Annotated in this window: 16 protein-coding genes; 1 reads left to right on the top strand and 15 read right to left on the bottom strand. The window is 60.8% G+C overall.

The annotated features are described in order from the left end of the window. Positions 1-62: 62 nt before the first annotated feature. The 15 genes from EGY12_RS09075 to nnr all read right to left on the bottom strand — a co-directional run bounded on the left by EGY12_RS09075 (position 63) and on the right by nnr (position 18,223). The gene (locus EGY12_RS09075; protein ID WP_123893198.1) at positions 63-1,691 is read right to left on the bottom strand and encodes an isovaleryl-CoA dehydrogenase; all 1,629 of its coding nucleotides are present in this window, start codon (positions 1,689-1,691) and stop codon (positions 63-65) included. A gap of 116 nt (positions 1,692-1,807) precedes the next feature. Continuing rightward, positions 1,808-2,539 carry a 23S rRNA (guanosine(2251)-2'-O)-methyltransferase RlmB gene (gene rlmB / locus EGY12_RS09070; RefSeq protein WP_038879203.1) on the bottom strand — a complete coding sequence of 244 codons (732 nt, stop codon included), beginning with the start codon at positions 2,537-2,539 and terminating at the stop codon, positions 1,808-1,810. 61 nt (positions 2,540-2,600) lie between these two features. After that, positions 2,601-5,075, bottom strand: a complete 2,475-nt coding sequence (rnr, locus tag EGY12_RS09065; RefSeq protein ID WP_123893197.1) for a ribonuclease R — start codon at positions 5,073-5,075, stop codon at positions 2,601-2,603. A gap of 59 nt (positions 5,076-5,134) precedes the next feature. Further along, complete coding sequence (nsrR, locus tag EGY12_RS09060; RefSeq protein WP_033636784.1) at positions 5,135-5,560, bottom strand: nitric oxide-sensing transcriptional repressor NsrR; 426 nt, start codon at positions 5,558-5,560, stop codon at positions 5,135-5,137. Positions 5,561-5,793: 233 nt separating this feature from the next. Next, on the bottom strand, positions 5,794-7,092 hold the full coding sequence (locus tag EGY12_RS09055; protein WP_048232474.1) for an adenylosuccinate synthase: 1,299 nt from the start codon (positions 7,090-7,092) through the stop codon (positions 5,794-5,796). Positions 7,093-7,190: 98 nt separating this feature from the next. Continuing rightward, positions 7,191-7,391 carry a DUF2065 domain-containing protein gene (locus EGY12_RS09050; protein WP_004933666.1) on the bottom strand — a complete coding sequence of 67 codons (201 nt, stop codon included), beginning with the start codon at positions 7,389-7,391 and terminating at the stop codon, positions 7,191-7,193. 63 nt (positions 7,392-7,454) lie between these two features. Continuing rightward, positions 7,455-8,459 carry a protease modulator HflC gene (gene hflC, locus EGY12_RS09045; protein WP_004933669.1) on the bottom strand — a complete coding sequence of 335 codons (1,005 nt, stop codon included), beginning with the start codon at positions 8,457-8,459 and terminating at the stop codon, positions 7,455-7,457. A gap of 3 nt (positions 8,460-8,462) precedes the next feature. Continuing rightward, the gene (gene hflK / locus EGY12_RS09040) at positions 8,463-9,713 is read right to left on the bottom strand and encodes an FtsH protease activity modulator HflK (protein ID WP_123893196.1); all 1,251 of its coding nucleotides are present in this window, start codon (positions 9,711-9,713) and stop codon (positions 8,463-8,465) included. 68 nt (positions 9,714-9,781) lie between these two features. Further along, positions 9,782-11,062 (bottom strand): ribosome rescue GTPase HflX, encoded by a 1,281-nt coding sequence (gene hflX / locus EGY12_RS09035; protein WP_123893195.1) that lies wholly within the window; start codon positions 11,060-11,062, stop codon positions 9,782-9,784. 98 nt (positions 11,063-11,160) lie between these two features. Continuing rightward, positions 11,161-11,469, bottom strand: coding sequence for an RNA chaperone Hfq (gene hfq, locus EGY12_RS09030; RefSeq protein ID WP_004933678.1), 309 nt, complete (start codon positions 11,467-11,469; stop codon positions 11,161-11,163). A gap of 114 nt (positions 11,470-11,583) precedes the next feature. Further along, positions 11,584-12,525 carry a tRNA (adenosine(37)-N6)-dimethylallyltransferase MiaA gene (gene miaA / locus EGY12_RS09025; protein WP_123893194.1) on the bottom strand — a complete coding sequence of 314 codons (942 nt, stop codon included), beginning with the start codon at positions 12,523-12,525 and terminating at the stop codon, positions 11,584-11,586. Continuing rightward, entirely contained in the window at positions 12,518-14,401 is a 1,884-nt protein-coding gene (gene mutL, locus EGY12_RS09020) for a DNA mismatch repair endonuclease MutL (RefSeq protein ID WP_123893193.1), read from the bottom strand. The genes miaA and mutL overlap by 8 nt, the downstream gene beginning before the upstream one ends. 22 nt (positions 14,402-14,423) lie before the next feature. Then, on the bottom strand, positions 14,424-16,220 hold the full coding sequence (gene amiB, locus EGY12_RS09015; protein ID WP_123893192.1) for an N-acetylmuramoyl-L-alanine amidase AmiB: 1,797 nt from the start codon (positions 16,218-16,220) through the stop codon (positions 14,424-14,426). 7 nt (positions 16,221-16,227) lie between these two features. Next, on the bottom strand, positions 16,228-16,698 hold the full coding sequence (gene tsaE, locus EGY12_RS09010; RefSeq protein WP_123893191.1) for a tRNA (adenosine(37)-N6)-threonylcarbamoyltransferase complex ATPase subunit type 1 TsaE: 471 nt from the start codon (positions 16,696-16,698) through the stop codon (positions 16,228-16,230). 10 nt (positions 16,699-16,708) lie between these two features. Beyond that, complete coding sequence (nnr, locus tag EGY12_RS09005; RefSeq protein WP_123893190.1) at positions 16,709-18,223, bottom strand: bifunctional ADP-dependent NAD(P)H-hydrate dehydratase/NAD(P)H-hydrate epimerase; 1,515 nt, start codon at positions 18,221-18,223, stop codon at positions 16,709-16,711. Between nnr and queG the strand changes: the two genes are divergently transcribed. Next, complete coding sequence (queG, locus tag EGY12_RS09000; RefSeq protein ID WP_123893189.1) at positions 18,222-19,361, top strand: tRNA epoxyqueuosine(34) reductase QueG; 1,140 nt, start codon at positions 18,222-18,224, stop codon at positions 19,359-19,361. The two genes, nnr and queG, sit on opposite strands and share 2 nt — an antisense overlap. Positions 19,362-19,385 lie beyond the last annotated feature (24 nt).

Here is a 19,385-nt window from a genome sequence, read left to right as displayed (position 1 = left end):
ATTTTCCTGTCAGAGTGAGGCTGAATTAAAAAGGTTTTCGCCGCCGCGCGCCACCCTTTTCCCTAACCGCCGATAGCGCGATTCAACAGCAGTTCGCACACCTCGGCCGACAGCAGGCTCTCGCCACGGTGATCCAGCGTCATGTGACACCAGGCATCGGCAATCTGCGGGCTGGCGTGCTGTAGCAGCTGCGCGGCGCAGCACAGGTCGAACAGCTGCTGGGTCAACAACCGCCCCATCTCTTCACTCGGTTGTCGGGCGCGCTGCTGCCACTGCCGCCAGGCGTGATCGAACAAGCGATTCTGGCCGCGCACCGGCTGCAGTTCGAACTGCAGCATTTCGAGCGCGCCCGGCAGTTTGTGCAGGCTGCGCAACACGTCCAGACACATGATGTTGCCGGAACCTTCCCAGATGCTGTTGACCGGCATCTCGCGATACAGGCGCGGCAGCTCGCTCTCTTCGCAGTAGCCGATACCGCCCAACACCTCCATCGCTTCGGCGATGAACGGCATGCCCTGGCGGCAGATGCTGTATTTGGCTGCCGGGGTCAGCAGGCGGCTGTAAATCAGCTCGCCCTCATTGCTGCGGCTTTCCCAGGCGCGGGCCAGCCGGAACAGCAACGCGGTGTGTCCTTCCAGCCGCAGCGCCATCCGCGCCAAGACCTGGCGCATCAACGGCTGTTCGATCAAGAGCTTGCCGAACGCCTGCCGCTGTAGCGCATGATACAGCGCCACCGACAGTCCGCGGCGCATCAGGCCGTGGCTGCCGAGCGAGCAGTCGAAACGGGTCAGGCCGCCCATCTTCAGGATATGCCGCACGCCATCACCTTCCTCCCCCAGCAGCCAGGCGGTGGCGTCCTGAAACTCCACTTCGCTGCTGGCGTTGGAGCGGTTGCCCAGTTTGTCTTTCAACCGCTCCAGGCGAATGGCGTTGCGGCTACCGTCCGGCAAAATGCGCGGCAGGAAGAAGCAGGACAACCCGCCTTCGGCCTGCGCCAGCACCAGGTGCGCATCGCTCTGCGGCACCGAGAAGAACCACTTGTGCCCTACAAGCCGGTAGGCTTCACCCGGCCCGCGCGCGCCGAGCGGCGTGGCGGTGGTGGTATTGCTCAAGACATCGGAGCCGCCCTGCTTCTCCGTCATGCCCATGCCGATCAGCAGGCCGCGCTTTTGCCCCCCCGGCAGCAGGTGAGCGTCATAACGATCCGACAGCAACGGCGACAGCCAGGTGCGAAACTCGGCCGGCAACGCCTGCAGCAACAGCGGCGTGGCGCCGAAGGTCATGGTCACCGGGCACAGCGTGCCGGCCTCAACCTGCGCATGCAGCATAAAGCGCGCGGCGCGCGCCACGAAGGAACCGATGCGCGCATCCTCCTGCCAGGGCAGGTTGTGCACCCGATTGGCGATCAGCCCCTGCATCAGAATATGCCAGGCGGGATGAAAGCGAACGTCGTCCAGCCGCTGGCCGGTGGCGTCGTAGCGCAGCAGCTCCGGCGGGTTGGCGTTAGCCAGACGCCCCAGCTCCAGCGACTCCTGGGTACCGAGCTGCTGGCCCAGCGAGGCCAATACCTCGGCGTCCCAGCCGCCCTGTTCGCGCAGCAACGCTTCGCGCAGCGGCGTATCGGAGAGAAACAGGTTGCTGTTGCCCAGCGGCTTGGGTTGGTTAAAAACGGTGTGCGTAGTCCAGACCATGAGAGTGCTCCCTGAGAAAAGCGTCAGGAGTAAGTATGGTCGGCGCATAGATTTCTGCCGAAGGCGGGATCACAAGAGGAGGAATTAACGGGGGCACAAGGCCCCCGCCAGGAGAATCAGCCGCGCTGGCGCACCGCTTCGAACAGGCAGATGCCGGTGGCGACCGACACGTTCAGCGAAGAAACGGTACCGGCCATCGGGATGCTGATCAGCTCGTCGCAGTGTTCGCGGGTCAGACGGCGCATGCCTTCGCCTTCCGCGCCCATCACCAGTGCCATCGGGCCGGTCATTTTGCTCTGATACAGCGTATGGTCGGCTTCACCGGCGGTGCCCACCACCCAGACGTTCATTTCCTGCAGCAGACGCAGCGTGCGCGCCAGGTTGGTCACGCGGATCAGCGGCACGCTCTCGGCGGCGCCACAGGCCACTTTCTTGGCGGTGGCGTTCAGTTGGGCGGAACGATCGCGCGGTACGATCACCGCGTGCACGCCGGCGGCGTCGGCGCTGCGCAGGCAGGCGCCGAGGTTATGCGGGTCCGTCACGCCATCCAGCACCAGCAGGAATGGCGTTTCCACGCTCTCCAACAGACCCGGCAGGTCGTTCTCCTGATACTGACGCCCTTCGCGCACCCGGGCGATGATCCCCTGGTGAACCGCGCCTTCAACCTTGTCATCCAGCCACTGGCGGCTCGCCACCTGGATCACGATGCCGGTCGCTTCCAGCTCGGCGATCAGCGGTTGCAGGCGGCGATCTTCGCGGCCTTTCAGGATAAACACTTCCAGGAAGCGTTGCGGATCGCGCTCTAACAGGGCTTTGACGGCGTGGATGCCGTAAATAATTTCGCTCATGATGCTCTTTTAAATTCGTGCGGCCGGTGATAACCGGCCGATGATAACGATGTGCGGCAGGTTAGGCCTGCTCGGCACCTTTCTTCTTGGCTGCGCGTTTGGCTTTGGTCGCCGCCGCGATTTTCCGCGTTTTGTCGGACGCTTTCTTGGCTTTCTTCTTCGCCTTCTTCACCTTGTCGGCGGGTTTGGCGTCATCCTGCTTGCGGAAGGCGCTGTCCGGTTCGAAGTTAGCCGGCGGTTTGCCACCGCGGCGCTTGCCGCGCCCCGCGTTACCGTTGTCGCGCAGCGTACGCTGGCCGCCCTTCTTGGCGCGATCGCGCTCGGTTTTGCCTTCACCGCGCGCTTTGCGGGTGCTGGACACCAGCGCGAAGTCGATCTTGCGCTCGTCCATATGCACCGCGTCCACGCGGATCTCCACCGTATCCCCCAGACGATAGACCGTGCCGGAAGACTCGCCGATCAGGCGCTGGCCGATATTATCGTAGCGATAGTAATCATTATCCAGCGTTGATACGTGCACCAGCCCGTCGATGAACAGATCGTTCAGGCGCACAAAGAAGCCGAAGCCGGTAACGCTGGAGATGATGCCGCTGAACACTTCACCGACGTGATCCTGCATGAAGTCGCACTTCAGCCAGTCGGCGACGTTGCGCGTCGCTTCATCCGCGCGGCGCTCGGTCATCGAGCAGTGTTCGCCCAGCTGCAGCATCTCTTCGAATTCGCTGTGCCAGCCGCCGGTCGGCGTCCAGCGCTCTTTCGGCTCGCCGTGTTCTTTGGCCAGCTGATATTTGATCGCGCGGTGCAGCGCCAGATCCGGATAACGGCGGATAGGAGAAGTGAAGTGGCCGTAAGACGCCAGCGCCAGGCCGAAGTGGCCGCGGTTTTCCGGATCGTAAATCGCCTGCTTCATCGAACGCAGCAACATGGTTTGCAGCATTTCGTGGTCAGGGCGCTCGGACACTTCATCCATCAGCACCGCATAGTCCTTCGGCTGCGGCTTGTTGCCGCCGCCCAGCGTCAGCCCCAGCTCGCTCAGCACGCTGCGCAGCGCGGAGATATGGTCGTCGCTCGGACGATCGTGCACGCGGTACAGCGCCGGCTCGTTGCGTTTCTCGACGAAGCGCGCTGCCGCCACGTTGGCCATGATCATGCACTCTTCGATCAGCTTGTGGGCGTCATTGCGCACCGTCGGCTCCACGCGCTCGATGCGGCGTTCGGCGTTAAAGATGAATTTGGCTTCTTCGGTTTCAAACGCGATGCCGCCGCGCTCGGCGCGCGCCTTATCCAGCACCTTGTACATCGCGTGCAGCTCTTCCAGGTGCTTGACCAGCGGATGGTAGTGCTCGCGCAGCTCCTGATCGCCCTGCAGAATGTGCCACACCTTATTGTAGGTCAGGCGGGCGTGCGAACTCATCACCGCCTCGTAGAACTTGGCCGTGGACAGGCGCCCTTGGGCGGAGATGGTCATCTCGCACACCATGCACAGGCGATCGACCTGCGGATTCAAGGAGCACAGCCCGTTGGACAGCACTTCCGGCAGCATCGGGATCACCTGCGACGGGAAGTACACCGAGTTGCCGCGGCTGCGCGCTTCATCGTCCAGCGCGGTGCGCGGACGCACGTAGTAACTGACGTCGGCGATCGCCACCCACAGGCGCCAGCCACCACCGCGTTTTTTCTCGCAGTATACGGCGTCATCGAAGTCGCGCGCGTCTTCGCCGTCGATAGTGACCAACGGCAGCTTGCGCAGATCGACACGGCCCTTCTTGGCCGCTTCCGGCACCTGCTCGCTGAGATCGGCCACCTGTTTTTCCACCTGCGGCGGCCAGGTATGCGGGATCTCATGGGTGCGTAGCGCGATATCCACCGCCATGCTGGTGCCCATCTTGTCGCCGAGGATCTCGACGATCTTGCCGACCGCCTTGGTGCGACGGGTTGGACGCTGAGTCAGCTCCACCACCACCATAAAGCCCATGCGCGCGCCGCTGACGCTGTCCGCCGGGATCAGAATATCGAAGCTCAGACGGCTGTCGTCCGGCACCACGAAGCCGGTACCGGCGTCCATGAAGAAGCGGCCGACAATCTGGCTGGTTTTCGGCACCAGCACGCGCACGATGCGCGCTTCACGGCGCCCTTTGCGATCCGCGCCCAAGGCCTGCGCCAGCACCACGTCACCGTGGATCGCCATTTTCATCTGTTCGGCAGACAGGTACAGATCGTCCTTGCTGCCTTCAACGCGCAGGAAGCCGTAGCCGTCGCGGTGGCCGATCACCGTGCCGCGCAGCAGGTCCAAACGTTCCGGCAGCGCGTAGCACTGGCGGCGAGTAAACACTAACTGGCCATCGCGCTCCATGGCGCGCAGGCGGCGGCGCAGCGCTTCCAGCTGCTCTTCACCGCTGAGGCCCAGTTCGTTGCCCAGTTCTTCGCGGCTGGCCGGGGTTTCTCTTTTCGCCAAATGGGCCAGGATATATTCACGACTGGGGATAGGGGATTCGTATTTTTCTGCTTCTCGTTCCAGGAATGGATCTTGTGACATTGCGGTTCCTCCGTTGTCATCAGCAGGATGACGTTGAGCCTTGTCTTCTCAACGTCGTTTTATTCGACAAGCAATAGCTTGTAGAGCGGCGGATTGTCTTCGACCATATCGGCCAACGTATGCTTATCCAGCTCTTCAAGGAAATTCTGTACGCCCTGGTGGAGCACCTGCTTCAATCGGCAGGCAGGGGTGATGTGGCAAAAATCACTGCTGCAGTTAACCAACGCGAGCGGCTCCAGCGCCCGCACCACGTCACCAAGGCGAATGCTCTCGGCCGGTTTGCCCAAGCGAATACCGCCATGCTTACCGCGCACCGCCGTGACAAAACCTACCCGGCTCAACTGATTGATGATCTTCACCATATGGTTGCGAGACACGCCATAAACCTCGGTTACTTCCGAGATACTGGTCATTTTGTCCTGCGGCAACGAGGCCATGTAGATCAACGCCCGTAGGCCATAATCAGTAAAACTTGTTAACTGCACATCTTACCTCTGGGTATTACTTTACCCGTCTGATACGCCGCTTTTCGGCGCTATTCAAAAGATTACTCATTGGATAATAAACCAGCCGGAGAGTTCGTCGCTAATTATTTAGCGAATCCCGCGCCCTAAGGCGGGTTTATGAAAGGATTTTTTGACGTGAAACCGCAATCGGAGGGAGTCAGGATAAAAACAAACCGGGACACGCCCGGTTTGTTTAATGCCGCAAAGCCTGATTATGCGTCGAACGGATCGCGCAGGATCATGGTTTCGCTGCGATCCGGGCCGGTAGAGATAATGTCTACCGGTACGCCGGTCACTTCTTCGATGCGCTTGATGTAGTTCAGCGCAGCCTGAGGCAGCTTGCTGTACTCTTTCACGCCAAAGGTGGTTTCGCTCCAGCCCGGCATGGTTTCGTAGATAGGTTCGATACCTTCCCAACCTTCAGCCGCCAGCGGAGTGGTATCCACTTCGCGGCCGTCCGGCATGCGGTAACCCACGCAGATCTTCACTTCTTTCAGGCCGTCCAGGACGTCCAGCTTGGTCAGGCAGAAGCCGGACAGGGAGTTGATCTGTACGGCGCGACGCACCGCTACCGCGTCCAGCCAGCCGGTACGGCGGCGACGGCCGGTGGTGGCGCCGAACTCGTTACCCTGCTTGCACAGGTACTCGCCGGTTTCATCGAACAGTTCGGTTGGGAACGGACCTGCACCCACGCGAGTGGAGTAGGCTTTCACGATGCCCAGCACGTAGTCCACATAACGTGGGCCAATGCCGGAACCGGTAGCCACGCCGCCGGCGGTGGTGTTAGAAGAGGTAACGTACGGATAAGTACCGTGGTCGATATCCAGCAGGGTGCCCTGAGCGCCTTCGAACATGATCAGGTCGCCACGCTTGCGCGCGCCGTCCAGCAGTTCGGAAACGTCAACCACCATAGAAGTCAGGATGTCGGCGATAGACAGCACGTAGTCCAGCGTCGCCTGATAATCGACGGCTTCAACTTTGTAGTAGTTGACCAGCTGGAAGTTGTGGTAATCGACGATCTCTTTGAGCTTAACAGCGAAGGTTTCTTTGTTGAACAGATCGCCGACGCGCAGACCGCGACGAGCCACTTTATCTTCGTAAGCCGGGCCGATACCACGACCGGTGGTGCCGATCGCTTTCGCGCCGCGCGCTTTCTCGCGCGCGTTGTCCAGCGCGACGTGATAAGGCAGGATCAGCGGGCAAGCTTCGGACAGTAACAGACGTTCGCGTACCGGGATGCCACGCGCTTCGAGTTCACCCATTTCTTTCATCAATGCGTCTGGCGCCAGAACAACACCGTTGCCGATGATGCTGGTGACGTTTTCACGCAGAATACCTGAAGGAATTAAATGAAGGACGGTTTTTTCACCGTTGATTACCAGAGTGTGGCCAGCGTTATGGCCACCTTGGTAGCGCACAACATATTGAGCCCGTTCAGTCAGCAGGTCTACAACCTTGCCTTTACCTTCGTCACCCCATTGGGTGCCCAGTACGACGACGTTCTTACCCATTTTTCAAAATCACCGATTGCTTAAAAATGGATTCTACCACCGTAATTTTCGATTTTCAGCACTTTTAGCATACGATTGCATAAATTTTGGTCTAGACTTTAAAGACCCGTGCGGCCGCTCAACATGTAGTAGATCACGCAGCCCGCAACCACTATTCCACCGCCAAATCGCCGCAGCGTCGCATCCGGCAACTGTGACATCGCCACAATCATTTTGCGCCAGGCCTGCGGAAACAGCATCGGACCTAATCCTTCCAGCACCAGAACCAGCCCGAGCGCCAGCCAAATCGTTGAGTTCATGCATCCCCCAAAAACGAGAAAGGGCCCGCGTAAACGGGCCCTCGATCAGATTGCCTGCCGCGCTTACTTGCGCAGGGTATCAGGCGACTTCATGTAGCGGAAGAAATCGCTGTCCGGGCTCAGTACCAGCACGTCCTGGTTGTCCTTGAAGCTGGCTTCATAGGCACGCAGGCTGCGGATAAAGGCATAGAAGTCCGGATCCTGGCTGAACGCGTTGGCGAACAGCTTGGCCGCTTCGGCATCGCCTTCACCGCGGGTGATACGCGCCTGACGCTCAGCTTCCGCCAGAGTACGGGTCACTTCGTAGTCCGCGCTGGCGCGCAGCTTCTCGGCTTCTTCCTGGCCCTGCGAGCGCAGACGACGGGCTACCGCTTCACGCTCGGCGCGCATACGCTGGTAGATGGCGTCGGACACTTCCGCCGGCAGGTTGATCTGCTTGATACGCACGTCGATCACTTCGATGCCCAGCGCCGCCATGCTGTTCGGGTTCACCTGCGGCTGTTTGCCGGTGGTTTCCCGCTCGACGCGCGCCGCCGCAGAGGCGATAGCGTCATCGGCTTCGGTGGTCGCCACTTCTTCGCCGTCACCCACGGTGCCGGTGTTCAGCGCGTCACGCACGTCGGACATCAGCTTGCCGCGCGAGTCGGTCACGATGTCTTTCACGTCCAGGCGGCCGATTTCGGAACGCAGACGGTCGCTGAACTTGCGTTTCAGCAGCACTTCGGCCTGGGAGACGTCGCCGCCGCCGGTCGCCAGATAGTAACGGCTGAAGTCGCTGATGCGCCATTTCAGATAGGAGTCGACGATCAGGTCTTTCTTCTCGCTGGTCACGAAGCGATCGGCCTGGTTGTCCATGGTCTGGATGCGCGCATCCAGGTTCTTCACGGTCTCAATGAACGGGATCTTGAGGTGCAGACCCGGCGCATACACCAGCGGCTTGTTTTCGCCGTCGCGCAGAACCTTGCCGAAGCGCAGCACGATGCCGCGCTGGCCTTCCTGCACCACGAACAGCGAAGCGTACAGCACCACCAGCACCGCGAGGACAATAACTACAAAAGACTTACGCATTGATTACTCTCTCCCTACGCGAGTGGTGTCGTCACGCTGCGCATTCGCCCGGCGCTGATCCATAATCGAACCGCCGCTGGTGCGCGGAGCGCTGCTGTTGGCAGCCGGCGCAGAATTCGGATTGAGGCGAATCAGGCTGGTATCCTTATTACCGCTCTCCGGCGCCGCGCCTTGGCCGCGCAGCATCTGATCCAGCGGCAACACCATCAGGTTGTTGCCTTTGTCGCTCACCAACACCTTACGGGTATGGCCCAGCACTTTTTCCATGGTTTCGATATACAGACGCTCGCGGGTGATCTGCGGAGCGGACTTGTATTCCGGCAACAGTTTGGCAAAGCGCGCCACCTCACCCTGGGCTTCCAGGACGGTACGGTCTTTATAAGCCTTGGAGTCTTCCAGCAGACGCTGCGCCTGGCCGTTCGCACGCGGCTGAACTTCGTTGGCGTACGCTTCCGCTTCACGGATGTATTGCTGCTCGTTCTCACGCGCGGCGATCGCATCGTCGAACGACGCCTTCACCTCTTCCGGTGGACGCGCCGCCTGGAAGTTGACGTCCAGCAGCGTGATGCCCATGTTGTAAGGACGAATGGTCTCTTCCAGCATGCGCTGCGTATCGTTACGCACCACGGTACGGCCTTCGGTCAGGATGCGATCCATCGAGTATTTGCCGATCACGCCACGCAGGGCGCTGTCGGTCGCCTGGCTCAGGCTGTCGTCGGCATTGACGACGCTGAACAGGTACGCTTCCGGGTTGGTCACGCGGTACTGCACGTTCATTTCCACGCGCACCACGTTTTCATCGGAGGTCAGCATCACGCCGGATGCCGCCAGCTCGCGCACGGATTCCACGTTCACCGGACGCACGTCGTCGATGAAGGTCGGCTTCCAGTTCAGGCCCGGCTGCACCAGGTGGCTGAACTTGCCGAAACGCGTCACGACGCCGCGCTCGGCTTCCTTGATGGTGTAGAAGCCGCTGGCGGCCCAAATCACCACCACGGCAACCGCCGCGATACCGATAATGCGGCCGCTGAAGCCCGGACCAGAGGTGCCGGTGCCGCCGCTATTGCTGTTGGAGCCTTTGCCCCCGCCGAAACCGCTCAATTTCTTGCTCAGTTTGCGGAAGATATCGTCCAAATCAGGTGGCCCTTGATCACGACCGCCTTTGTTGTTACCGCCAGAGTTGCCGCCATTGTTATTGCTGCTCCCCCACGGGTCGCGGTCCTGTCCGTTATTACCGGGCTGATTCCACGCCATGTTTTAGCTCCATATTCTGTGATTGGGTACTTCAGGCTTTCGCGAAGCATAAATGTAACAGGATATGATCATACGATAAAGTCAATCAGGTCCTGTTCTTGCTTGCAGAGACGACGCCATTCGACGATCGGCATTCGCACCACCACGCCAATGCTGCCGTCCTCTTCGTTCCACTCTTTTTCAATCGCCTGAAGCTGGTAAAAACGGCTGCGAAGACGGCCTGCCCGTGGCGGTAAGCGCAATTCGTAATGCGCGATCTCCCCCGATAAGCGCTCCGTCAACGCCTGATACAGCAACGGAATACCCTCTCCGCTGGCGGCGGACAGCCACACCCGGATCGGCAAGTTTTCGTCGTTGCGGTCGATACGCGGCACAAAATCGTCCAGCATATCTATTTTGTTCATCACTAACAGTGTAGGGATTTCATCCGAGTCGATCTCCGCCAGCACGGTGTTCACCGCTTCGATGTTCTCATCGACGCGCGGATCCGCCGCGTCGATGACGTGCAGCAGCAGAGATGCCTGGCGCGTTTCCTGCAGCGTCGCCTTGAAGGCGGCCACCAGATCGTGCGGCAGGTGCCGGATAAAGCCTACGGTATCCGCCAACACGGTATCCCCCACGTCCGGCACGTCAATGCGCCGCAACGTAGGATCCAGGGTGGCAAATAGCTGGTCCGCCGCATACACCTCGGCAGACGTTATTCGGTTAAACAGGGTGGATTTGCCGGCGTTGGTGTAGCCCACCAGCGATACGGTCGGCACATCGGCGCGGGTCCGCGCGCGTCGGCCTTGTTCACGCTGCTTTTCTACCCGCCCCAGGCGGCGCAGAATCAAGCTGATGCGATCGCGTAACAGGCGACGGTCGGTCTCAAGCTGGGTTTCCCCCGGCCCGCGCAGGCCAATCCCCCCTTTTTGCCGCTCCAGGTGCGTCCAGCCACGCACCAGACGCGTGGCGATGTGGCGCAACTGCGCCAGCTCCACCTGCAGCTTACCTTCATGGGTACGGGCACGCTGGGCGAAAATGTCTAAAATCAGCCCGGTGCGATCGATCACCCGGCATTCGCACAGGCGCTCGAGGTTTCTTTCCTGCGCCGGGGAAAGGGAATGATCAAACAGGACAACAGACGCGCCGCTGGCTTTCACCGCATCTGCAATTTCTTCGGCCTTTCCTTCGCCGACAAAGTATTTCGGATGCGGGGCTTTGCGGCTACCAGTCACCACTTGCAAAGCTTCGACACCGGCTGAGGAAACCAACGATTCGAACTCGTTGAGGTCTTCCGTATCTTTGTCTTGCGAGAAATAGATATGAACCAGTACGGCCTGCTCACCGGCTTCATAACGGTCAAACAAGCGTGCAACCTCTCAAACGGACACTCACCGTGAGTTTGGGGGACATAAACAGCCCACGGCTGCTTATGCTCCCCGTCATGGTTGACTTGCAACGCGCTTTATTCAGCGTCATCGCTTTCCTGCTGCGGCTGTTGCTGCGCAGACGGGTTGTTGCCATGGTGATAGTTGCTTGAACCGCCGCTCGGGTTGTTGCTGTGATGCGAAACCGGACGTGACGGGACAACGGTAGAGATAGCGTGCTTGTACACCATCTGGCTAACCGTGTTCTTCAACAGGATGACAAACTGGTCAAAAGACTCAATCTGGCCTTGCAGCTTAATGCCATTCACCAAATAAATAGAAACCGGAACACGTTCACGACGCAATGCGTTCAGGAACGGATCTTGCAAAGATTGCCCCTTAGCCATTCTATCTTTTCCTTATTTGCTTGTTGTTTGTAACTAAGAACCTGTCGGCTCTAAAATAAACGACGTAAAAAATTTGCGCGCTGAATACTCAGCAATTGTACACAATCACCCAACCTATGCACTAACAACCTGTGTCACCGAGTCCAAAGCCTCTCCCGGCTTTTCACTGTCCAACCAATGGACCGACTCCCAACCCCGTAACCAGGTCATCTGGCGTTTAGCCAACTGACGTGTTGCGCAAATACCACGATAAACCATCTCATCGTAACTAATTTCACCAGACAAGTATGACCACATCTGGCGGTAACCGACACAGCGAATGGAGGGCAAGTCCGTATGCAAATCACCCCGTGCGAAAAGTGCACGCGCTTCCGTCTCAAAACCCGCCGCCAACATTTGATGGTACCGCAGCTCGATGCGTTGATGAATCAACTCACGGCTGGTCGGCGCTATCGCAAATTGGTGAACTTGATACGGTAACGATTCACCCGAAATTTTAGTCAGTTCCGTTAAAGTTTTACCCGAAATAAAAAAAACTTCCAGTGCTCTGGACAGTCTCTGCGGATCATTCGGATGAATTCTCAATGCCGCGACCGGATCGATCGCCTGCAACTGCCGGTGCAACGCCTCCCAGCCCTGCTCAGCCGCTTGCTGTTCGATGCGCTCGCGCACCGCGGGATCGGCAGACGGCAGCGGCGACAATCCTTCCAGCAACGCCTTGAAATACAACATGGTGCCGCCGACCAGCAGCGGAATGCGCCCGGCGGCGGTGATGTCAGCCATTTCCTTCAGCGCGTCGGCGCGGAACTCCGCGGCCGAGTAGGCTTCGGAGGGATCGCGAATATCGATCAGCCGATGCGGCGCCTGCGCCAATTCTTCGGCGCTCGGCTTGGCGGTGCCGATATCCATGCCGCGATAAATCAGCGCGGAATCGACGCTGATCAGTTCCACCGGCAGGCGTTCGCGCAGCGCGATCGCCAGCGCGGTTTTGCCCGAGGCGGTCGGCCCCATGATGAAAATAGCCGGGGGACGTGGTGTCATTTCAGTTTCAGTCATGCTTGAGGGCCGCCAGTGCAGCCTGTAAATCAACGGGTTGTAAAAGTCCGCTCGGTGGCGATTTGACCAGCTGCGGGCAAAGTCGTTCAACGTCGGTCAGCAATTGTATCGCTTGCGAGGTGTTCCACTGTTCATGTTCGCTGCCAAGGCGGCGAGCGAGCCAGGTGGCCAGCACCGCGGGCGACATCTCCTGATGTTCGGCCAGATAGCCTAACAGTTCGGGTATCAGTTTTTGTAAATTTTGTTGGCGTAATGGTAAAGGCACTGCGCGCAGCGTCACACGGCCGTGATCCGTCTGCAGATCCAGCCCCATCGCCGCCAACAGCGCCTGATGCCGCGCGATGGCCGCCGCTTCGCGCTTGTCCAACGTCAGCTTGACTGGGATCAGCAGCGGTTGCGGCCGCAGCCCTTCCGCCGGCGGGTTAAGTTGCGCCTGGCGCAGCCAACGCTCCGCCACCGTCAGGTTGATCAACGCCGGCTGCTGGCGCTGTTCAAGCAACGCGTAACACGGCGGATGAACCATCAGCACTCGACCAAAACTGTGCAAGCCGCCCGCCAGCGGCGCTTCCGCTGCGGTTTTCGCCGGTGGGAACAACGGCGGTTTGCTCGGGACTTCCGGCGCGGCATCGGCCTGTGGCTCGGCAGCGGGCTGCATCAATTTACCGTACAGCTCGCCTTCACGTTTCTGGTAACCACCGGTCGTTTGCCAGCCCGGCTGCGGTGCGCGCTCGCGGGCGGCGCCGGCCGGTGGCGGTGTTTCGCGACGCGGCGCAGGCTGAGAAAAATGGTTGCCGCCGGCAGCGACGCGGTTTTCCTGCTGCCAGACCGGCGCGGGCGCTTCGTCAGGCGTATCCGCCAGCGGCAGCGGCGGCGTCTGACCGGCCTGCTGCAGCACGGTGGTTACCGCCTGATAGATAAAATCGTGCACCAACCGCGCCTGATGAAAACGCACCTCGTGCTTGGCGGGATGAACGTTGACATCCACCTGGTGCGGATCGACTTCCAGATACAGCACGTAAGCGGGCTGCTGATCGTCTTTCAGCTGATCCTGATAGGCCTGACGAATGGCGTGGTTGATCAAACGATCGCGCATCATGCGGCAGTTGACGTAGCAGTACTGCATTTCACCCAGCTGGCGCGCCCCGGCCGGATCCGCCACCCAACCGCGGATGCTCAGATCGCCATGCTGCCAGTCGATATTCAGCGCATGCTGCAAAAACGCCGGGCCGCAGATGCTGCCCAAACGGCGCTCGTGCTGGCTTTCTTCTTTCGCTGCCCGGTATTGGCGGATCAGTTTGCCGTTGTGGCTGAGGTTGATCGCCACATCGAAACGCGCCAGCGCGATGCGCCGCACCACTTCGTCGATATGGCCGAATTCGGTTTTCTCGGTGCGCATGAACTTGCGGCGCGCCGGGGTGTTGTAAAACAGATCAAGCACTTCCAGCGTGCTGCCGACCGGGTGCGCGGCGGGTTTGACGGTGACCGCCTGCTCGCGCCCTTCGGCATAGGCTTGCCACGCCTCGCTCTGCTCGGCGGTGCGCGACGTCAGGGTCAAACGGGAAACCGAGCTGATACTGGCCAGCGCTTCGCCGCGAAAACCGAGGCTGACGATCGCCTCCAGGTCGTCGAGCGTGCTGATTTTACTGGTGGCGTGCCGCGCCAGCGCCAGTGCCAGATCGTCCTTGCCGATGCCGCAGCCGTTGTCGCGAATGCGGATCAGCTTGGCGCCGCCACGTTCAATATCGATATCGATGCGCGTCGCACCGGCATCCAGGCTGTTTTCCACCAGCTCTTTGACGACCGACGCGGGGCGTTCAACCACCTCTCCGGCGGCGATCTGGTTGGCGAGCTGTGGTGGTAACACCTGGATAGGCATACTGACTCCTGTAGCGGTGGCGCTAGGCCTGCGGAATGGTCAGCGTCCGATCCAGCGGCGCGACGTCCGACTTCAGATTATTGACCCGTTTCAGATCGCCGACGCTGACCCCGTAGCGAGAAGCGATGGAGGAGAGCGTATCCCCGCGGGCCACTTTATGTTTAGACGGCTTCTTCGCCGGCGTTTTCGCCTTGGCGACGGTGGTGACGGCGGCGGTTTTCCCCGCCGGCACCTTCAGGCGTTGCCCGACCCACACGCCGTCTTTTTTCAGTTTGTTCAGATCCCGCAGCGCCGCCATGGTCGTGCCGTAGCTGTCGGCAATGCCGGACAGCGTTTCCGCCCGCTTCACCACGTGGATCTGGGTCTTGCCGCTTACGCTGCGGCTCGCGCCGGCCGAGCTGACGATAGGCTCAGGCTGGCGCACGTCTGGTGTTGAGGTGTTAACCGCCGCTGCGACGTCCAGCGGTCGGTTTTCCACCTTTGGGTCGGCTTGCAGCGGATGCGCCAGGAAGTAACTGCGCAGGCCGTTATGAATGGCCTTGGCAATCTTCTCCTGATACGCGCTACTGCCCAGCAGCCGCTCCTCCGTGCTATTACTGATAAATCCTGTTTCCACCAGCAGCGATGGAATATCCGGCGAACGCAGCACGCCCAAACTGGCGTGCTCCGGCCGGCGTTTGTGCAGCGATCCGACGCTTTGCAGCTGCTGCAGCACTTTCACCGCCACGTCGTATCCCACGCGCTGCGAGTGGCCGAACTGCAGATCCAGTACCGCCTGGCTCAGGTAAGGGTCGGCCTGGCTGTTGGCCAGCAGATCGCCGGCGCCGCCGAGCAGCTCAGACTGTTTCTCATGCTGTTCCAGCCAGCCGGCCATTTCGCTGTTGGCACGGCGGTTGGATAGCACCCAAACGGAAGCCCCGCTGGCGCTGCGGTTTGGCGCGGCGTCGGCGTGGATGGAGACCAGCACGTTGGCGCCCTGTTTGCGTGCGACGTCGGAACGCCCCATCACCGAGATGAAGTAGTCGCCGTTACGCGTCAGCACCGGTTTGAACTGCGGATCGGCGTCCAACATCGCCTGCAGACGGCGCGCGATGGCGATAGTGACATTCTTTTCTTTCAGCCCGCTCGGGCCAATGGCGCCCGGATCCTGGCCGCCGTGGCCGGCGTCGATCGCCACCACCACCCGATCGCCGGAACCGGCGGAAACACGGCTGCTGCGCGGCGTGACCTCTGTGGCGGTGCCTGCGACGACGGTCTGTTTATTGGTAAAGGGATTCGATCCCGTCGGCGCTTTGCGCAGCGGCGGCTCCGGCGCGTCACGCACCGCGACCGGCGCCTGACGCGGCGGTGGGTTGACCGCAACCGGCGCAGGCGTTTGCACCGGCGCTTTGCGCACCACGGTATTGGCACTGCCTTCGGCCGTAATGGTGAACACCACGGTATGCACGCTGCCGTTTTGACGGGTGGAAACGCGGGTTTTGGCGCGCTGGGTCAGGTCGAAGACCAGGCGAACGCTCTGAGCGTCTTTCGGTGCGCTGGAGCGAATACTTTTCACCAGGTTTTGGCCGCTGAAGTTGAGCGGCAGACCGCCGACCTTGCCCTTCTGGTTAACGTCCAGCACCACGCGATCCGGGCCGTGCAGCGGGAAAAACGCATAGTCCGGCGGGCCATTGAAGCTCACCGATACCGTCGCCTCACGCTGGGCGTTGGACACTTTGATATCGGACAGCGAGGACGCCGCCAGCGCGTTCAGCGCGCCGAGCGGCCCCAGCACGGCGATCAGCATGATGACCGCAAATTTTTTCAACACGTGCGTCATTACAGCATCATCCCTGTGATCCATGAATGCGGTCTAACAGCTGGCTGCCGTAAGCGGAAATCGCCTCGATCTTCGCCTCTCGCCCCTCGCCCTGATAGCAAAGATGCAGCGCCAGATCCGGCTCCGGCAGCACGCCGATACCCTGCTGCGGCCATTCGACCAGGCAGATGGCATCTTGCGCGAAGTAATCGCGAATGCCCATGAATTCAAGCTCTTCAGGATCGGCCAGGCGATACAGATCGAAGTGATATACCGCCAGCGGCTGCAAGGCATAAGGCTCTACCAGCGTGTAGGTCGGGCTTTTGACGTTGCCCTGATGCCCTAACGCCTGCAGGAAACCGCGGCTGAAGGTGGTTTTACCGGCGCCCAGGTCGCCGTAGAGATAGATGACGCTGGCGCGATCGCAGGCCTTGGCCAAAGTGGTGCCCAATGCGACAGTCGCTGCCTCGTCCGGCAGAGGTAAAACGAGTTCTTTCATTCGATAAAGTCTATTTTGCCCACTCAGGGTTAACGAAATGAAGGATGTCCGGCAGTAAATCGGTCGCCAACATGCCTCTTGTTCCTTGTCTTTCCGCTACGCGATCGCCGGCCGCGCCATGTACGACGCAGCCCGCACAGGCGGCATCATACAGCGGGAGCTTTTGCGCCAGCAAACCGCCGATGATACCCGACAACACATCGCCCATGCCGCCGGAGGCCATACCGGCGTTGCCGACGTCGGCGATCGCCATCTGCCCTTGCTCATCGGCGATCAGCGTACCGGCGCCTTTCAGCACCGCCACGCCGCCGTAGCGCGCCACTAGGTTGCGCACGGCAAGTAAGCGATCACTCTCGATGTCAGCAGTGCTGCAGCTCAACAGCCGCGCCGCCTCTCCAGGATGCGGAGTCATCACGCGATTCTGCCGTTTCTCGGGATTTAATGCCAGCAAGTTCAGCGCATCGGCGTCCCACAAGGCCGGTTTATCGCTGGTTTGCAACACATTCAAGGCGTTTTTGCCCCATTCAGCCTGGCCCAGCCCCGGACCAATCACCAGCACATCCGCCCATTGTATCGCCTGCCACAGCGTCGCCTCGTCCAGCGCCTGCGCCATCAGCTCCGGTCGGGCCGCCAGCAGCGGTGCGACGTGCTCAATGTGAGTAAGCACTCGCACCAACCCAGCCCCGCTGCGCAGCGCCGCTTCCGCCGCCATGCGAATGGCGCCGCCGAATCCGCGGTCACCGCCCACCAACAGCAGGCGGCCATGCTCGCCTTTATGGGCGCAGGGATGGCGCGGATGCAGCCAGCGCGGCAACACCTCGGCGGTAAGCCGCTGAATCTGCTCCGGTTGCTTCGCCAGCCAACCCGATAAGCCTAGCGCATTCTGATGAAGTTGCCCGACCCAGTCGCGCGCCTGGCCGGTCAGCAGCCCCGGTTTGAGGCCGATGAACGTGACGGTGTGTGCGGCACGCACGACCGCGCCCGGCACCGCGCCGCTTTCCGCCAGCAGGCCGGACGGGATATCGAGCGCGACCACCGGCGCCGAATGGCGGTTGGCGGCCTCGATCAGCGCGTCATAAGGCGCACGCGGCGCGCTGCCCAGGCCAGTACCTAGCAGGCCGTCGATGATGAGAGAGACAGACGCCGGCCAGCGGCTGTTCGCCGGCAGAATATCACCGCCGGCAGCCAGCCAGGCCTGGCGGGCCGCAGCGGCTTCCGGCGGCAAAGGCCGCGCGCCTTCGCAAGCGATCAGCGTCACCTGCACGCCCGCCGCCTTCGCCAGGCGCGCCACCACATATCCGTCGCCGCCGTTGTTGCCGTGGCCGCACAACACCAGCCAGTGGTCGCGGGAAGGGTACGCGTTGCGCGCCAATGCGTAGGCAGCCTGACCGGCGCGCTGCATCAAGTCGTAAAGAGAAATACCGAGCGAGGCCGCCGCCGCGGGTTCCGAGCGACGGATCCAATCCGCAGGCCAGACAGAGTGTGGTAAACTGTCAGCGTATGCTTTTTCACTGTGGCCCGTCATGACGCACCCCCTCGATCTCCATCAACTCGCCCAACATATCAAGCAATGGGGGCAATCGCTAGGATTCCAACAGGTTGGCATCTGCGATACCGACCTGAGCCTCGAAGAGCCTAAGCTGCAGGCCTGGCTCGATAAGCAGTACCACGGCGAGATGGAATGGATGGCACGCCACGGCATGTTGCGCGCGCGCCCCCATGAACTGTTGCCAGGCACGCTGCGGGTGATCAGCGTACGTATGAACTATCTGCCGGCCAAGGCGGCGTTTGCCAGCACCTTGCAAAATCCACAGCTGGGTTACGTCAGCCGCTACGCGCTGGGGCGCGACTATCACAAGCTATTGCGCCAGCGCCTGAAAAAGCTGGGCGATCAAATCCAGGAATACTGCGGCGAGTTGAATTTCCGCCCCTTTGTCGATTCAGCGCCGGTGATGGAACGCGCGCTGGCCGCCAAGGCGGGCATCGGTTGGGTTGGTAAACACTCACTAATTCTCAACCGTGAAGCCGGGTCGTGGTTCTTCCTTGGCGAATTGCTGATCGATCTGCCGCTGCCGGTGGATCAGCCGCAGGAAGAGCAGTGCGGCCGCTGCGTCGCCTGCATCACTACCTGCCCGACCGGTGCTATCGTCGCCCCCTATACCGTAGACGCCCGGCGCTGCATCTCCTACCTGACCATCGAGCTGGAAGGCGCGATCCCGGAGGAATTCCGACCGCTGCTTGGGAACCGCATCTACGGCTGCGACGACTGCCAGTTGATCTGCCCGTGGAACCGCTTTTCGCAGCTCACCGACGAAGACGATTTCAGCCCACGCGCCGCGCTGCATGCGCCGCAGCTGATCGATCTGTTCAACTGGACGGAAGAAAAATTTCTGCGCATCACCGAAGGCTCGGCGATACGCCGTATCGGCCACCTGCGCTGGCTGCGCAATATCGCCGTGGCGCTGGGCAATGCACCCTACGAGGACGATATCGTGCTCGCGCTGCGCTCGCGCCTGAGTCAGGACGCCATGCTGGACGAACATATCCACTGGGCGCTGGCGCAACAGCTCGCCCGCCGCCAAGCGCAGGGCATCGAGGTGCAGACGGCGCAGAAAAAACGGCTGATACGGGCTGTGGAAAAAGGTTTGCCGAGGGATGCCTGACGACATGCGCCGCGCGGCGAGATC

The organism is Serratia sp. FDAARGOS_506, assembly GCF_003812745.1.
In the GTDB taxonomy this organism is placed as follows: domain Bacteria; phylum Pseudomonadota; class Gammaproteobacteria; order Enterobacterales; family Enterobacteriaceae; genus Serratia.
Note: the sequence above shows the minus strand (reverse complement) of the source record. Positions and strands in the feature narration are given on the sequence as shown.

Coding starts and splice junctions, on each gene's coding strand:
- miaA (WP_123893194.1), bottom strand. CDS start 12,525: ATGACTGAAACTGAAATGACACCACGTCCCCCGGCTATTTTCATCATG.
- queG (WP_123893189.1), top strand. CDS start 18,222: ATGACGCACCCCCTCGATCTCCATCAACTCGCCCAACATATCAAGCAA.
- nnr (WP_123893190.1), bottom strand. CDS start 18,223: ATGACGGGCCACAGTGAAAAAGCATACGCTGACAGTTTACCACACTCT.
- rnr (WP_123893197.1), bottom strand. CDS start 5,075: ATGTCACAAGATCCATTCCTGGAACGAGAAGCAGAAAAATACGAATCC.
- hflC (WP_004933669.1), bottom strand. CDS start 8,459: ATGCGTAAGTCTTTTGTAGTTATTGTCCTCGCGGTGCTGGTGGTGCTG.
- EGY12_RS09055 (WP_048232474.1), bottom strand. CDS start 7,092: ATGGGTAAGAACGTCGTCGTACTGGGCACCCAATGGGGTGACGAAGGT.
- EGY12_RS09050 (WP_004933666.1), bottom strand. CDS start 7,391: ATGAACTCAACGATTTGGCTGGCGCTCGGGCTGGTTCTGGTGCTGGAA.
- tsaE (WP_123893191.1), bottom strand. CDS start 16,698: ATGAAAGAACTCGTTTTACCTCTGCCGGACGAGGCAGCGACTGTCGCA.
- amiB (WP_123893192.1), bottom strand. CDS start 16,220: ATGACGCACGTGTTGAAAAAATTTGCGGTCATCATGCTGATCGCCGTG.
- mutL (WP_123893193.1), bottom strand. CDS start 14,401: ATGCCTATCCAGGTGTTACCACCACAGCTCGCCAACCAGATCGCCGCC.
- hfq (WP_004933678.1), bottom strand. CDS start 11,469: ATGGCTAAGGGGCAATCTTTGCAAGATCCGTTCCTGAACGCATTGCGT.
- rlmB (WP_038879203.1), bottom strand. CDS start 2,539: ATGAGCGAAATTATTTACGGCATCCACGCCGTCAAAGCCCTGTTAGAG.
- EGY12_RS09075 (WP_123893198.1), bottom strand. CDS start 1,691: ATGGTCTGGACTACGCACACCGTTTTTAACCAACCCAAGCCGCTGGGC.
- hflK (WP_123893196.1), bottom strand. CDS start 9,713: ATGGCGTGGAATCAGCCCGGTAATAACGGACAGGACCGCGACCCGTGG.